15 protein-coding genes are annotated in these 15,708 nt (G+C 40.4%); 14 read left to right on the top strand and 1 reads right to left on the bottom strand.

The genetic code is table 11. The features are described from left to right. The first annotated feature begins 31 nt into the window (after positions 1 to 31). The 4 genes from JZO83_RS10930 to JZO83_RS10915 are packed head-to-tail and all read left to right on the top strand — an operon-like array spanning position 32 to position 2,932. Positions 32 to 1,510 carry a helix-turn-helix domain-containing protein gene (locus tag JZO83_RS10930; RefSeq protein WP_207115768.1) on the top strand — a complete coding sequence of 493 codons (1,479 nt, stop codon included), beginning with the start codon at positions 32 to 34 and terminating at the stop codon, positions 1,508 to 1,510. Then, positions 1,479 to 2,024, top strand: coding sequence for a hypothetical protein (locus tag JZO83_RS10925; protein ID WP_207115767.1), 546 nt, complete (start codon positions 1,479 to 1,481; stop codon positions 2,022 to 2,024). Before JZO83_RS10930 ends, JZO83_RS10925 begins: the two co-directional genes overlap by 32 nt. Beyond that, entirely contained in the window at positions 2,005 to 2,154 is a 150-nt protein-coding gene (locus tag JZO83_RS10920) for a hypothetical protein (protein ID WP_207115766.1), read from the top strand. Before JZO83_RS10925 ends, JZO83_RS10920 begins: the two co-directional genes overlap by 20 nt. Continuing rightward, positions 2,147 to 2,932 carry a class A sortase gene (locus JZO83_RS10915; RefSeq protein ID WP_207115765.1) on the top strand — a complete coding sequence of 262 codons (786 nt, stop codon included), beginning with the start codon at positions 2,147 to 2,149 and terminating at the stop codon, positions 2,930 to 2,932. The genes JZO83_RS10920 and JZO83_RS10915 overlap by 8 nt, the downstream gene beginning before the upstream one ends. A 187-nt stretch (positions 2,933 to 3,119) precedes the next feature. Here JZO83_RS10915 and JZO83_RS10910 read toward each other — a convergent pair whose 3' ends face one another. Continuing rightward, positions 3,120 to 4,610, bottom strand: a complete 1,491-nt coding sequence (locus tag JZO83_RS10910; RefSeq protein WP_207115764.1) for a helix-turn-helix domain-containing protein — start codon at positions 4,608 to 4,610, stop codon at positions 3,120 to 3,122. 269 nt (positions 4,611 to 4,879) lie between these two features. On the opposite strand from JZO83_RS10910, the gene JZO83_RS10905 reads away from it, so the two are divergent. The 10 genes from JZO83_RS10905 to tkt form a co-directional block, all read left to right on the top strand. Further along, complete coding sequence (locus JZO83_RS10905) at positions 4,880 to 7,201, top strand: WxL domain-containing protein (protein ID WP_207115763.1); 2,322 nt, start codon at positions 4,880 to 4,882, stop codon at positions 7,199 to 7,201. 1,214 nt (positions 7,202 to 8,415) lie between these two features. Continuing rightward, positions 8,416 to 9,900, top strand: coding sequence for a PRD domain-containing protein (locus JZO83_RS10900; RefSeq protein ID WP_207115762.1), 1,485 nt, complete (start codon positions 8,416 to 8,418; stop codon positions 9,898 to 9,900). After that, positions 9,890 to 10,300: a PTS sugar transporter subunit IIA gene (locus tag JZO83_RS10895; RefSeq protein ID WP_207115761.1), complete on the top strand. Its 411-nt coding sequence runs from the start codon at positions 9,890 to 9,892 to the stop codon at positions 10,298 to 10,300. The genes JZO83_RS10900 and JZO83_RS10895 overlap by 11 nt, the downstream gene beginning before the upstream one ends. 30 nt (positions 10,301 to 10,330) lie before the next feature. Then, positions 10,331 to 10,642, top strand: coding sequence for a PTS fructose transporter subunit IIB (locus JZO83_RS10890; RefSeq protein ID WP_206859215.1), 312 nt, complete (start codon positions 10,331 to 10,333; stop codon positions 10,640 to 10,642). A 15-nt stretch (positions 10,643 to 10,657) separates the two neighbouring features. After that, positions 10,658 to 11,107 carry a fructose PTS transporter subunit IIA gene (locus JZO83_RS10885; RefSeq protein ID WP_207115760.1) on the top strand — a complete coding sequence of 150 codons (450 nt, stop codon included), beginning with the start codon at positions 10,658 to 10,660 and terminating at the stop codon, positions 11,105 to 11,107. A gap of 20 nt (positions 11,108 to 11,127) precedes the next feature. Then, positions 11,128 to 11,442, top strand: a complete 315-nt coding sequence (locus JZO83_RS10880) for a PTS fructose transporter subunit IIB (protein ID WP_010734014.1) — start codon at positions 11,128 to 11,130, stop codon at positions 11,440 to 11,442. Positions 11,443 to 11,466: 24 nt separating this feature from the next. After that, positions 11,467 to 12,567 (top strand): PTS fructose transporter subunit IIC, encoded by a 1,101-nt coding sequence (locus tag JZO83_RS10875; RefSeq protein WP_206859212.1) that lies wholly within the window; start codon positions 11,467 to 11,469, stop codon positions 12,565 to 12,567. A gap of 31 nt (positions 12,568 to 12,598) precedes the next feature. Beyond that, entirely contained in the window at positions 12,599 to 13,252 is a 654-nt protein-coding gene (fsa, locus tag JZO83_RS10870; RefSeq protein WP_074800904.1) for a fructose-6-phosphate aldolase, read from the top strand. Further along, positions 13,252 to 13,941: a D-allulose 6-phosphate 3-epimerase gene (gene alsE / locus JZO83_RS10865; protein WP_207115759.1), complete on the top strand. Its 690-nt coding sequence runs from the start codon at positions 13,252 to 13,254 to the stop codon at positions 13,939 to 13,941. The genes fsa and alsE overlap by 1 nt, the downstream gene beginning before the upstream one ends. 170 nt (positions 13,942 to 14,111) lie before the next feature. Then, a partial coding sequence (gene tkt, locus JZO83_RS10860) for a transketolase (RefSeq protein WP_207115758.1) occupies positions 14,112 to 15,708 on the top strand: 1,597 nt, incomplete at its 3' end.

The following is a 15,708-nucleotide window of genomic DNA, read 5'->3' as shown; positions in this document are numbered from 1 at the left end:
GATGCTGTCAATTAGAAAATGGTGATACAAAATGATGTTGGAATTCCTAGATAAAAAATCAATAGGCAGACTGAAATTACTCTTTTATTTAGATGCCAATGCTTCTGTTCCTCTGTTACAAGCAAGTGTGATGGAGGAGCTGAAGATGAATCGATACGAACTCGAGAGCTGTATAAAAGATGTCCAAGAGGATTTGAAGGAGTTTGATTTGACGGATCAGTTCGTCATAGAAACTGGGGTAAAACCGAAGACTGTGAAATATACGCGGAAAACATTTGCAAATATCTCTTGCTTGATCAGCTGTTATGCGAGTCAAAGTACTTTGACTCCCTTGATAAAGGCTGTGCTTATGGAACAAGTCGAAAATACCTTTGATTTAGAAGATGTATTATACGCTTCAAGAGCAACCGTTTATAAAATCATGTCAAAGGCAAATGAGCTGTTAAAACTTTTTGAAATCGAGATTTCTAGCGGTTGTCAGTTCATTGGAAAAGAAAGAGATATTCAATCGTTTTTGTATGGGTATTATTACACGCTGTACGGAGTAAATGCCTATCCTTTTACTGAAAGTATGAAAGAAGAATTAAGTGAAATCATCGATCAACTTCGCCGAATCACTCATTTCCTTGAACACGAGCTTTCAAATTCACAACAGGTAAAGCTGTTGTATCGCTTATTTGTTTTAAAGGTCCGTAACTACTTTGGGCATCAAGGCGAACCGATCATATCTACTGTGCAGGAGGAAGGGTTGGTACAAAAGATAATGGCGGTTTTAAGTCCATACTTTCAAAATTTGCAAGAAGCAGAGATTTACGAGCTTTTGTACTTCATCAGCAGTGAGAATTTATCGCCATATTGTCGTCTGATCGAAACAGAAGTGATTACCTCTCTCAATGAAAAAGTGATCAGTAGCGTCGTTGCAGAATTTCACGATGTAGTTTCATGGGGTGAAACACGTGAGGTCATCGATGAGCTTTCACTGATCCATAACAAATTGGTGTTTCAGAAACGCACAAATTTCGAAAATTCAACGATCCAACAGTTTTCGTTTATTAAAGAAAATTACCAGTTGGCGGAAGCACTTGCTTATCGTATCGTGCAAGAATTATTGGATTTAGAATGGTGTACAGAAACAGTTCGAGCGAATTACCATGAGTTGGCAAAAGAATATATTTTTCTCTTTTTGGCAAGTTTACCGATTGAGCTTCTTTCACCAAAAGTAAGGATCGCCATTGATTTTTCTTTTGGCGAAAGTTACAGCCGCTACATTCAAGAACAGGTGGATGCTTTTGGTAAGTTGAATATTGAGTCTTTTGTAGGAGAATCAGGAGAAACCGCGGATATTTGTATTTCAGATATGTTGAAGTGGCAAAGTAAGCAACATCAAGTGATTTGGCTATCTCCTCCAACAGCATCCGATTGGGAAAAGTTAGGCGATCTGATCGTAAATGTAAAAATACAGAAGTGTGGGAAGAATCATGAGAAAAATCACGAAAATATCTCTTCCTAAATTTAGTAAAAGCTATCTTTATGCCAGTATATTTTTTGCCCTTATTGTTCAGGGAGACCATACGATTACTGCTGCAGATGAAGAAATTCTCAATCCGCTAAATCCTTCAGAATCTGTCGCGCCTAAAAACCCGGAACGCATGCCGTTGCCAGCTGAAGAAACAACACCTTCTTCTAAAGAAGAGAAAGCAGAAAAGCAAGCATCACAGACTCAAGGGGAACCGCCAAAGAAACATGAGAGTAAGAAAAAAGTGGTGAAAAAAGAGGATTTCTTTCACCCTGGGGAGCATTTGGTACTAAATAAAAGAAGTAAATCGAGCGCTGGAATGGGTGAAGATGCAAGAGTGGGAAAAACAGATACAGGGGTAATGCTAGCAGCATTGTCTGGAAAAATGCTCTTTGGTATGGGACGGTTAGACGGGGAAAGCTACGTCAGAAAAGAGCGGTCAGACACTACTAGTCAGAATGAATCGATAAAAACAGGGATGATGTTTGATGAGACAAGTTTATTTTAAAACAAGTTGCGTTAAAGGAATGGCAGACTTATATTGGCTGACAAAAGATGCGTTACAAAGTAGGCAATTGACACAGGAAAATCTTGAATGGGTCAACGATTCGATTGATCAAGGTAGCTACGATGGCTAACTGGAGGAAAAGGAGAGGCCGATCAAACAGTCAAAATAGATTGAAGCTATTGATCAGTGTCTTAGTATTATTTGCTGTGAGTCTAATGGCTGTGCCTTTTTCGAAGTATTTTCTGATAGCGACCCACTCGCAATTTGAGCGTACAACGATTCGAAACGAAGTGCCAGAAAATGTGCCACCATCTGAAGCTGTCAAAGCATTGAATGTTCAAGATGTCTTTGAGGCGGCGCGCCAAACCAGTGACGATGCGATTGGTCAGATCGTTATACCTAACGTAGCGATTTCACAACCGATATTTCTTGGTTTGACAACAGAGCATCTGATTGATGGAGTAGTTAGTTTGTTTCCTCAGCGTGAACCAGAGTTGGGATCAATGACGTTGATTGGTCATCACGCTGGAGCTTACGATCTGCTTTTTGCTCGAATCGAAGAACTGAAAAAAGGTGATTCGATTTATATTCACTATCTAAATGATTATTATCAATACAAAGTGGAAAAGTCCTCGCTGATCAGAGAAAAAGAAGTCGATAAATTTGCTGATAGAGGCGCAGAGATTCTTTTTCTAGTTACATGTAGTCAAGAAGAGCAAACACCTTACCGCATACTCGTGGAAGCGAAAAAGGTGCATGGAGAAATAACACCTGCCGCAACATTTGAACAAGAGGCAGTCGTCGTCAAAAAAGCGAAGGATAAACAATATCTTTTCAAGTTTATCCTACCGCTTCTGATTATTACTATTGCTACTATTTTCTTCTTGATTTTCGTCTGGCGTACTTAACGGGGAACGCTCAAAAATATCAACGTTACTGCCCTTTCGTTTGATAGACGTTTGATTGACCGTCATTCTTGAAAATCAAGAGTTTAGATAGAGTAGGAGGTTGTGACAGAAGCGCACAGCTCCGGTAAATGAGCAGTAAAAACCGAAAAGAGCTTCTCGTATTTTTGTTTTTTTGCTGCTTATTCGCTCATTCTAAATGGCCAAATTGCTTTTTCGTACGTAAGGTATCAATGAAATTCACGATCTCGAGCCATTGTAACGGAGTTGGTTTGACACCGATAAAATAGATTTCTGCCTTTGGATTGATTTCCTGTCCTTCTTTTAAGGGAAAGTCACAAAAGATGATCTCAGGCCATTTATCATATTCCACCACTTCGATGGGTCTAGGATTTAGTTTTTCTAAGTAGCGGACGAGCTCTGTTTTATGGAGTTTTCCATATTTAGTCAGTATGGCTACTTTCACTGAATCTAGCTGTTCTTCAAGGACCCATGACAATAGTTGGAACAACGAGAAACGAAAAGACTGACTATTGAAGATCCGTTGCCATTTTTCTTCTTTTAGTGGAATTTGAGAAATAATCTTGTCTACGATTTTAAAATAATGGTCCTTTGTTGGATCGCCATAATAGAAATGCTCTAAATCAGAGTAAGGCGGCACGTAGCTGTCACTTCCATAACTGAGAAAATAGGTTACTCGATAGATCATGTTGAGGGAGAGAAAACGTTCCTGTTGCAAGGTCAATCGTCGCTCCGTTTGTTGAAATAGTTGTTCTAAAATCGATTGTTCAAGCTGTTTGTACTCCTCCGTATAAAAGTCACGACAAGGTGGTAATTCCTCCTTTTCATGATAAGTATAAGTAGGCACGACAGTGAACACGTAGTAAAGATAATTGATTTCTGTTTCAGTTAATATTTTTTTGAAAAAGCGACTAGCGATTTCTTTTGATTGTATTTGTTGTTTGAAAACGTCATAAGTGATCAAAGGATTTCTAACTTCTGCAATCGTGGCAGGTAAGCTAGTGATCGGATGACCATGATTTATTCTGTGTTGTGTGATCTTCATAAATAAATAGAGCTTACGGATATCTTCGCGAGAATGCATCGGCAAATATTCGTGGATCATTGCCGCGAGTGCTTGGAAACTCTCAGGATATTCAGGGATGATCGGTTCCCTCTCATCATGTAAATGCCAGAAAAGTTCAAAGAAAAAATGACGGATACGGTATTCTTCACCACTGATTTTTTTCTTGAATAACAAATACTCAAGGGAGTGTTCCCCAAGCAGCACTCGTACAGGTTTCAGCTTAGGTAACACACTTTGTTGGTGCATATGGACAGACTCAGAAAAAGAGGATAAGTTTTGAAATTCTTCTTTATAAATAGAAAGGACGAATTTAAATCCAACAGTTTCTTTAAATAGGAGAATGTAGACTTTAAGTAACAAAAATTCTTTTGAAAAACAGATAGATAAGCCATGTTTATCATAGCTGAAGTCAAAAGTTGGATACTGTTCTTTTATTTCTTCCACTCTGTTGCCGATTGCTTTATAACGATACTCTGAAATATTTAGTGCTTCTTGGATACTTTTCTTTGGATAATAATCTTTTTTATTTATATAACAGTATTGGAAGAACTGGATAATTTCATTTTCTTTATAATTAAAAAAATATTCTCTCATGACTTCACCTCCACTGTGCTTGGATCAAATTAAAATGGCACGTTTCTTATTCAATATTATATAGATATCTCATGAGAAAACCTACTAAATAAATGAAATGATTAAAAAAATGTAGACAACTGTCATACGTTTTTATGATTTGTTTTAATCGATAAATAATACTTATTATGTATAGACCGTGAAAAATAGAAGTGCTGTCTTCAGCAAGATACCGCATACTTTGTGTCTTATAAGTGCGCAACCATCTCAAAAGAAAGAAGAGAAAATGGATGAATAAAAAGAAAACAATCATATCAAAAATTACTATCGGGTTCAGTATCCTTGCTCTATCGCCCTTTTTGAGTCCCAATTTTGGAGATCAAGTTGAAGCGGCTACGGCTATTTCTGGTACATTAGAGCCTGGGAAAAATTCAGATACTGGCAACCATACTTTGGATAGCACCTTTCAACAAAATCCCAATAACTGGAGTATATTAACAGGGGATAGCAAGTGGTGGAAATGGGATCCTTCGGGAAACAATTATCTCTGGTTAGCCAATTCAGTTAAAAATTCATGGGTCTATCAATCTACTATCGCAACACTTGATTTTTCTAAACCTTTAACGATCAAAACGCCCTATTGGTATGATAAAGCAGATGTTTGGAAAATGGGGGATGCTGCGGGATTCTTTTTAACTCCGGCAAATAACGAGACGATCAAACAAAATGCACCGAATGCAACGGGACAGAAGTTAGGGATCGCTGGCTTAAAAGACAGTTTCTTTGTAGGGCGTGACATTTGGTACAACAGTGCATTTGATGGCCCAACTGGCACCAATAAAGGTCAGGATAAAATCGAAATTCGAAAGACAGATTCAACTGGGGCTATCGAACAATCAAGTACCGCTACTGTTCCATGGGTAGAAGCGTCAGCGCCGTTGCAGTTTCAAGGGTCTGGAACAACTCGTTGGAGCTCTGAAACACAAACATTGGCTTGGTCGGATATTGTAGATAATAAAAATGGTACTTACACTGGCAAACTATCACTTACTTCTACGCCAGACACTGGCTATAACAATAATGGCGCATACGGTCCAAAAACAATTTCAAGAACGATCACCATTAGAAAAAATATTTCTTTTGGTAGCTTGGCAATTACAGGGAACAACACTGGCGTGATCGAAAGTGGGAATGCTTCTAAAAATGCTTCATTTATGGCGACTCGTGGTACGGTAACTTTCCCAGTGAACTTTATCGATGCGACGACGAATGAACCCATCAAAAAAGTAGAAGCAGCTACGATCACTGCGAATGTGGGTGACAAGATCGGTGTAACAGACGGTGCAGCGAATGCCTCAGACAATTTCACTTATCGTGCACCAGCGCTTACCGGATATACTTTTTTAAGTGGGGAATCAATCTCTGTGGCTAACTATGATGAATATGTCAAAGCAAATCCTAACGCGATCAATGTTTATTATACGCCTATTGACGAGAAAGTGGATTTCAGAACATATTACCTAAAAGATACGCCAGGAACTGGGGTCGTAACAGATCCAATCACAGGATTGATGGGTGGTCATCCAGCCTCGACCCTCTCGTTCACAGCAGGATCGGCGCCAGCATTACCATTGGCTAGTCCACCGTCGTTTACTGGTAAATATGGGGCAACCTTCCCAACAGTACCTAAATTAAGCGTACCAACAGGATATAAATTAGATCACGTTGTGGCTCCTGACGGTCAAGGTGGGAAAACATATCCGGATATTGCTTCAGCGGTTACTGCCAATTCAAAATTTGATGATTTAGCCAACAATCCTTGGGCGAATTATTTTACGATTTACTTAGCGACCGATGCAGCTTCGGCTAGTTTTTCCTATAAATATGTAGAGGGTACGAGACCCAATGTTCCTGATCTGCCTGTGATTCCGACTGAAACAGGTGTAACCGGTGGAGTCATCAAAGATCCGAGTGATCATTTACCTGAACTTCCCGCTGGTGCCATAATCAAAGATGTGACAGCGCCTGATGGCAATACGTATGGCAGTCTGAGCGAGGCTTTAGCCGTTGATGCAAATAAGTATTACCACGCAGGCACTGTGGCTTTTACTCTGAATGTCACAGCGCCACCGGCTTTGCCAACACTTGATGAAGTACCAACCGTGGAATTTGGGACACAGGCATTGAAATCAGGTACTCACGCATATGACAGTGAGGCGCAAACAGGATTAAAAGTCACCGATGAATCCTATACAAACAAAGGCTGGCATGTGACAGCATCAATGACGCAACAATTTACGAGCGATCCAACAGCTGATTTGGGTACAGCACCGTTTGGCACCTTCTTAAAAGGCGCAAGTATCAGTTTTCATGCAGGCAATCTAAGCACAGCGACAGGAAATACTGCAAAAGAACCTCAAGCGCTTGACTTTACCTTACAAGAAGACGGTGCGGCTGTTTCTGTCATGGATGCCACTGCTGGTACGGGTCAAGGTGCCTGGGAATTAAGTTATAAAAATGTCCAGTTGAATGTCGATGGCGATCAGGTTGCGGTAGGGAAGCCTTACCAAGCGACGATCAATTGGTCATTAAGTGATGTACCAGCTAATTGATGAGGAATATTGCTAATGGAAGCAAAGTCATTTGAACACTTATTTGATTGAAAAATTGAGGTAGGACGTGAGTTTTTAACCTCAACAAACAAGGCGACATCCATGAAAATTCTTTGTATTTTTGTGGATGTCGCCTTATTTATGCAGAAAATTTCTCTCTGTGATGGGTTGTGTATTCTATGTTAGAGATATTGTGTAATTTGTAGGTTCACTTGCTGTACTTATTTTAGGGCAAACAAAGTTATTTCAATTAATACCGAAAGTTATTTTAAAGCTGTGAGGCTGTTCAAAGAATCCATGTTGGCATTACGAATCAATCAAGCTGGTTGAGAGAATAAAATCTTAAATTAAAAAATATTTCAAAAGGTTATTTATGATGTTCGCTTTAAAATTTATGACCAAAGTGTTATGTTTTCATATAGTTATCTTTAGTTTAAATAATGTAACTATATGGTTGTGAAGAAGCTGGGAATGAGGGGCAGATTCTTAGGTGTTTGGAGATGAACGCTTTTCTCACAACCTGATAAACGGTGTTCAAGAAGCAGCACTTCAATAATAAGCCAAAAAAATCAAAAATGAAAAAGCCATTTTCGATTTTTCTGTCTTATTACTCAGTGCTGAACGCTTCTTTCACAACCTAATAAACGGTGTTCGAAAGCCAGCTCCTTCAATAGTAAGTCGAAACGTGAAAAAATATGGAAAACTATTTTCCCACGTTCCGCCTTACTATTCGGAGCTGACCGGCTTTCTCACAACCTATGATAAACGGTGTTCGAAAAGCTGACCTTCAACATTAAGCTGAAAAATCAAAAAATATGAAAAGCTATTTTCTGATTTTCCATCTTACTGCTCAGGTCAAAGCGCTTTTCTCACAACCTATGATAAACGGTGTTCAAGAAGCAGCACTTCAATAATAAGCCAAAAAAATCAAAAATGAAAAAGCCATTTTCGATTTTTCTGTCTTATTACTCAGTGCTGAGCGCTTCTTTCACAATCTAATAAACGGTGTTCGAAAGCCAGCTCCTTCAATAGTAAGTCGAAACGTGAAAAAATATGGAAAACTATTTTCCCACGTTCCGCCTTACTATTCGGAGCTGACCGGCTTTCTCACAACCTTGTGTAACCGAATACATTTTGTCCGCTGCAATGGACATTGTGTAGTGAAGCAGGATCAAAAAAATCGCTTATGATAAAGATACAGGGGGGATAGAGCTATGACTAGTCAAATGGATCGAGGGAATAAATTAACGCTTCTTTTATCAAAACAACGAGATTATGTTACTTCTGAAGTGTTGGCAGAGTTAATGAGTACCTCTACCAAGACCGTCTACCGCTTAGTTAAAAAAATCAATGATGAGTTTCCGAATGGCCCGCTGATTTTGTCTGAAAAGGGTCGAGGATACAAACTTGATTATGAGAAATATATTGCACAGACGAACCAAACGATTGTGCCTTCTGTGGAAGTCCTACCGTCAGAACGACAAAATAATGTAATGGAAGAATTATTATTATCCTCTCCTAAAGCACTGAAAGTCATTGATTTGTATCAAACGTATTATGTCGGTGACTCAGCCATTGCAAATGATGAAAAAATCATTGCCGAACGGATCGCAACGTATGATCTACAGTTGATCCGCAAAAATCGGACATTAGCCATCGAAGGGAAAGAAGAGAATATCCGCCGAGCAATCACTGAATTGATTCAGCGATTGAATATTTTCGATATTGATGAAATCGCTTTATCTGATGAATTCGACTTCAATCGTTATGATGCGAATTTTGTCATCGAACAGATCAAGCTGATTGAAAAGAAATTGAATGGAACGATTCCTTATCCTTACAATATCAATATTTTCTCCCATCTATACATTGCTGTACGTCGAGCAAGGAAGACGAATTACCAAGCGGCTGGTGAAAAATTAACGATGGAACAATTGCAATTTTTAGATAAAGAATCTGTGATTCGTGATATTGCGATCGAAGTGATCCGCCAAGTAGAAGTGTACTTGAAAACTAAATTACCAGTCAGCGAGATCTATTATCTCTATCAATATCTACTTTCTTCTAGAACAGATAATAACCAATCGAAAACACAAACGTTCACGGAAGAAGTGATTGAGATTACCTCTTATTATTTGCATCAAGTCGGTGAAAAGCTAAATCTCAACGTGGCAAATGAGCTGATTTTTACAGATCTTGCCAATCATATCAAACCATTGATCAATCGCTTGCGTCATCAAATCAGGGTCAAAAATAGTTTGTTGGATCAAATCCAGTTAACGTATGAAACGATTTTCAATACTGTAGCGGAAGTATCAGAACAGGTGAGTCAAACCTTTCAATTACCAACGATCACTCCCGATGAGATCGGGTTCATTACATTGTATTTTGCCCGAATGATCGAGACGCATCAATTTCCGATCCAAACGCTGATCATGTGTACGACCGGCGTTGGGACTTCTGAATTATTGAAGGTGAAATTAGCCAAAAAATTCCCTGAATTAGAGATCGTCGATGTGATCAGCACGAAAAATTATCAGTCGGTGTTAGAAAAGACACCAGGGATCGAATTGATTTTAACGACAGTTGGCTTGAAAGAAGCATTTCCTGTCCAATCTTTGATCGTTAGTGCGATGTTAACTGCTGACGATCAGTCAAGAATCCAAAAGAAAATCGAGGACATTTATCATGACAGATAATTTTGCGGAAATATTCGATGAGATCGCACTTACTTCTAAAGTAGCGACGTATGAATGGATCAGTGAACAAGCTTTTCCTACGTCAAAGGAAGCGGCGCAAATGATTTACCAAGCATTACTTGAACGTGAAGCGGCAGGCGATATTCAAATTGAGGAAGGTGTGATTCTCCCTCATCTTGAACATTCAGCGTTAACCAAAACACAGATTTGGCTGATTCGTCCGGAAGAACCAATCACTGAATGGTCGGAACGAATCGCACAAGTAGAATTGATCATTGTTGTCTTACTAGCAGAAAATGAAACATTGGCAGTCAAACGACGACTTGCTGATTTTATGCGAAAACTTGCTGATCCGGATTATCTAGATGATTTGAAAGCAGGGAATTTCGCAGAACCATAAAAATACGACTAAAAATTGGAGGAACAAAAAATGAAAATCGTTGGAGTAGCAGCGTGTACCGTGGGTATTGCGCATACGTATATTGCACAAGAAAAATTAGAGAATGCCGCAAAAAAAGCGGGACATGAGATCCATGTAGAAACGCAAGGAACGATTGGGATCGAGAATGAATTGTCGCAAGAAGCGATCGACCAAGCGGATCTCGTGATTCTCGCAGTGGATGTCAAAATCAGTGGACGTGAACGTTTTGAAGGAAAGAAAATCATCCAAGTCCCAACTGAGATCGCGGTCAAATCACCAAATAAATTAATTGAAAAAGCAATGGAAGTTGTCAGTAACTAACGAGGAGTGAGGAAAATGGAGATCAAAGAAATCATTGATCCAACAATTATCAAAACGAACTTAGATGGAAAAACGAAAGATGCGGTCTTGTATGAATTAGCTAATCGCTTATATGAACAAGAATACATTACAAATGTTGAAGCATTTGTAAAAGACATTTACTTACGAGAAGCACAAGGGCAAACAGGCATCGGTAATTATATCGCTATCCCTCATGGAAAAAGCGCATATGTGAAAAAAGTCGGTGTGGCGATCGGAGTGACGGAAACCGAGATCCCTTGGGAAACATTAGACGGCAAAGGTGTTAAAGGAATTATCTTATTTGCAGTCGGAGATGATACGGAAGGTGCGCAAAAACACTTGAAACTGTTGTCCTTGTTTGCACGTAAGCTGGGAAATGATGAAGTCGTTGAACGATTGATTGCTGCAAAAGAAATCGATGAAGTTGTCGCTGCATTTGGATAAAAAGTAAGGAGGAAGAAAAAATGAAAATCGTTGGAGTAGCAGCATGTACGGTGGGAATCGCGCATACGTACATTGCGCAAGAAAAGTTGGAAAATGCCGCAAAAAAAGCAGGTCATGAGATTCATGTGGAAACACAAGGAACGATCGGGATCGAAAATGAATTGACGGCAGAACAAATCAGTCAAGCAGATGTTGTGATTTTAGCAGTAGATGTCAAAATCAGTGGGCGTGAACGTTTTGAAGGAAAACGTATCGTTCAAGTACCGACTGAAGTTGCTGTGAAATCACCGAGCAAACTGATTGAAAAAGTGGAAGAAGTAGTCGTGCAACAATAATTACCAGAATGGGGGAGACAAAAAATGGAGGCAATTAAAAGGTTAAATTTAAAAGGACATTTATTGACAGCGATTTCATATTTGATTCCAATCGTATGTGGTGCCGGATTCTTGATTGCGATCGGTATGGCCTTTGGTGGAACGAGCCAAGGAACGCTTGTACAAGGCGAGTTTTCGATTTGGGATGCACTAGCAACGATGGGTGGCGCAGGACTAGGCTTATTGCCAGTTGTGATCGCTACGGGGATTTCTTATTCTATTGCAGCTAAACCAGGGATCGCACCAGGTTTTATCATTGGTTTAACAGCGAATGCTATTGGCGCTGGATTTATTGGTGGGATTTTAGGTGGTTATTTAGCCGGGTATCTTGTTTTAGGTATTTTAAAACATGTCAAAGTTCCAAAATGGGCAAAAGGATTGATGCCGACATTGATTATTCCGTTTATCGCATCAATCGTTGGTGGCTTGATCATGGTGTATATCATTGGCGCACCAATTGCAGCATTAACGCTATTATTAACGAATTTCTTAGATGGATTAGGCAATTCTTCTTTATTGATCTTTGGTGGTGTGATCGGTTTGTTAAGTGGGATCGACTACGGTGGACCAATCAACAAAACTGTATTTGCTTTTGTGTTGACGATGCAAGCGGAAGGGTTGAACGGCCCAATCACCGCATTGCAATTAGTCAATACAGCAACACCGATCGGCTTTGGCTTAGCTTATTTTATCGCAAAAATGTTCCGCAAGAATATCTATACTAAAGTGGAAGTAGAAACATTGAAATCAGCAGTGCCAATGGGTGTCATCAATATCGTTGAAGGTGTCATTCCTTTAGTGATGAATGATATCGTACGTGGCGTAGTAGCAACAGCAATCGGAGGCTTTGCTGGTGGAGCGACAACGATGATCTTAGGTGCAGATGCAACAGTTCCTTTCGGTGGTGTCTTGATGATCCCAACGATGTCTCGACCATGGGCAGGTGTGATCGCGATCTTAGTCAACGTGCTAGTAACAGCAGTTGTTTTAGCTGTGATCAAAAAGAACGTGCCAGAAGAAGAGATGGACTTAGTAGTTGAAAAAGAGGAAGAAGATATCAGTTTAGAAGATATCCAAATTTTTTAAAATAAGTGAGTAAACAAGAGGGGCAAAATCGATGAAATTTTTTCTAGATACAGCAGATGTAACAGCAATCAAAAAAATCAATGCATTAGGCTTAGTCGATGGGGTGACAACCAATCCGACGATCATTGCAAAAGAAGGACGCGTATTTGAGGAAGTCATCAAAGAAATCTGTTCGATCGTTGACGGACCTGTTTCAGCAGAAGTGACTAGCTTGGAAGCAGATGGGATGGTCGCTGAAGCGAAAGAGATCGTACAATGGGCGGAAAATATCGTGATCAAGATCCCGATGACAGAAGAAGGATTGAAAGCGACGAATGAGTTATCAAAATTGGGGATCAAAACCAATGTCACATTGATTTTCTCTGTGGCGCAAGGATTGCTAGCGGCAAAAGCAGGTGCGACGTTTATTTCACCATTTTTAGGTCGCTTAGACGATACAGGCACGAGCGGGATCGAACTTGTCGCAAAACTTCGGGAAGTACTTGATACTTACGGATTTTCTACAGAAATCATCGCAGCAAGTGTTCGCAATTCGGAACACGTGGAAAAAGCGAGTTTAGTCGGCGCACACATCGCCACTGTACCGCCGTCATTGTACCAAACATTGTGGAGTCATCCATTGACAGATAAAGGGATTGCTCAATTCATGGCAGACTGGGAAAGCTTTCAAGGAGGGAACAAATAATGGGAAAAGTTGAATTTTCACCTTCATTGATGACAATGGACTTGGATAAGTTCAAAGAACAAATCGAATTTTTAAATGAGCATGTCGATTCTTACCATATCGACATCATGGACGGTCATTACGTACCAAATATCACGTTATCTCCATGGTTCATTGACGAGGTACGTAAAATCAGTAACTTGCCGATGTCTGCTCACTTAATGGTCAAAGATCAAAGCTTTTGGGTGAATCAATTAATCGAACAAAAGTGTGAATGGATCTGTATGCACGCTGAATTATTAGACGGTCTAGCCTTTCGCTTGATCGATCAAATCCATGATGCAGGGTTAAAAGCAGGCGTCGTATTGAATCCAGAAACACCGATCGAAGCGATCTTCCCATACATCGAATTGGTCGATAAAATCACGATCATGACGATTGATCCAGGCTTTGCTGGACAACGGTTTATTGAAAGCACACTTGATAAAATCGTTGCTTTACGCGAACTACGTGAAGAAAAAGGCTATCACTACGTCATTGAAATGGACGGCTCTTCCAATCGCAAATCATTCAAACGAATTGATGCAGCAGGACCAGACATCTACATCGTCGGCCGCAGTGGCCTGTTCGGCTTAGACGAAAAAATCGAGAAATCATGGGAGATCATGAAAACCGATTACGAAGAAATGACTGGGAAAACGATCGGGTAAAAAGAGGTTGCTCCTTGAACACCGTTTATCAGAGGTTGTGAGAGGAGCGGTCAGTTCCAAGTAATAAGACAGGAAAATCGAAAATGCTCGCTTCATTTTTGATTCTCTTGTCTTATTTTCAAATTGCGAAACAAACATTATTTTATATGAACGAACAAGGAGGAATTATTTTGTTTGATAAAGTAGATCAACTCGGTGTGAATACGATCCGTACATTGAGTATCGACGCAGTACAAAAAGCAAATTCAGGACATCCGGGGTTGCCAATGGGTGCCGCACCAATGGCTTATGCACTGTGGACGAAACATTTGAAAGTAAATCCTAAAACATCTAAAAATTGGGTCGACCGCGACCGCTTTGTCTTGTCTGCAGGACACGGTTCAGCGATGCTCTACAGCTTGTTACACTTAGCAGGGTACCAAGTGACGATCGATGACTTGAAACAATTCCGTCAATGGGAATCAAAAACACCAGGACACCCTGAAGTCAACCATACAGACGGTGTGGAAGCGACAACTGGCCCACTCGGTCAAGGAATCGCAATGGCAGTTGGTATGGCGATGGCAGAAGCACATTTGGCAGCGACGTACAATAAGGACAACTTTGATGTCGTGAATCATTACACGTATGCGTTATGTGGCGATGGCGACTTGATGGAAGGCGTTTCTCAAGAAGCAAGTTCAATGGCTGGCCATATGAAACTTGGCAAATTGATCGTGTTGTACGATTCAAATGATATTTCTTTAGACGGACCAACCTCAAAAGCGTTCACTGAAAATGTTGGCGCACGTTATGAAGCATATGGCTGGCAACATCTTTTAGTCAAAGATGGGACAGACCTAGAAGCGATCTCAAAAGCGATCGAAGAAGCGAAAGCAGAAACAGACAAACCGACATTGATCGAAGTGAAAACAGTGATCGGCTTTGGCGCACCTAACCAAGGAACTTCTGCGGTCCACGGCGCGCCGATCGGTATAGAAGGGATTCAAAAAGCCAAAGAAATCTACGGCTGGGAATATCCAGACTTTGCCGTACCAGAAGAAGTAGCGGAACGTTTCCATCAAACAATGGTCGAAGAAGGCGAAAAAGCTGAAAATGCTTGGCATGACATGTTCGCTGCGTACAAAGAAGCTTATCCAGAATTAGCGCAACAATTTGAAGATGCGTTTGCAGGCAAATTACCTGAAAATTGGGATGCAGAACTGCCAACATACGAAGAAGGCGAAAGCCAAGCAAGTCGTGTGTCTAGTAAAGAAGTCATCCAAGAATTATCAAAAGCGATCCCAAGTTTCTGGGGTGGTTCAGCTGATTTATCCGGCTCAAATAATACCATGGTGACAGCGGATAAAGACTTCACTCCTGAACATTATGAAGGCCGCAACATTTGGTTTGGTGTTCGTGAGTTCGCAATGGCATCTGCGATGAATGGAATTCAATTACATGGCGGTACACGCATCTATGGCGGGACATTCTTTGTCTTTGTCGATTACTTGCGACCAGCTGTCCGTTTAGCAGCGATCCAAAATACACCAGTCATTTATGTGTTGACCCATGACTCGGTAGCGGTCGGTGAAGATGGTCCAACGCATGAGCCAGTAGAACAATTGGCTTCTGTTCGAAGTATGCCAGGGGTTCATGTCCTACGTCCAGCAGACGGCAACGAAACACGTGCCGCATGGAAAGTAGCTATGGAATCAACAGATACACCGACGATCTTAGTACTAAGTCGTCAAAACTTACCTGTTTTGCCATCAACAAAAGAAGTGG

It is taken from the genome of Enterococcus sp. DIV1298c, assembly GCF_017316315.1.
Classification (GTDB): Bacteria; Bacillota; Bacilli; order Lactobacillales; family Enterococcaceae; genus Enterococcus_B; species Enterococcus_B mangumiae.
The sequence above is the reverse complement of the archived record's forward strand: the minus strand, read 5'-3'. Positions and strand labels throughout refer to the sequence as shown.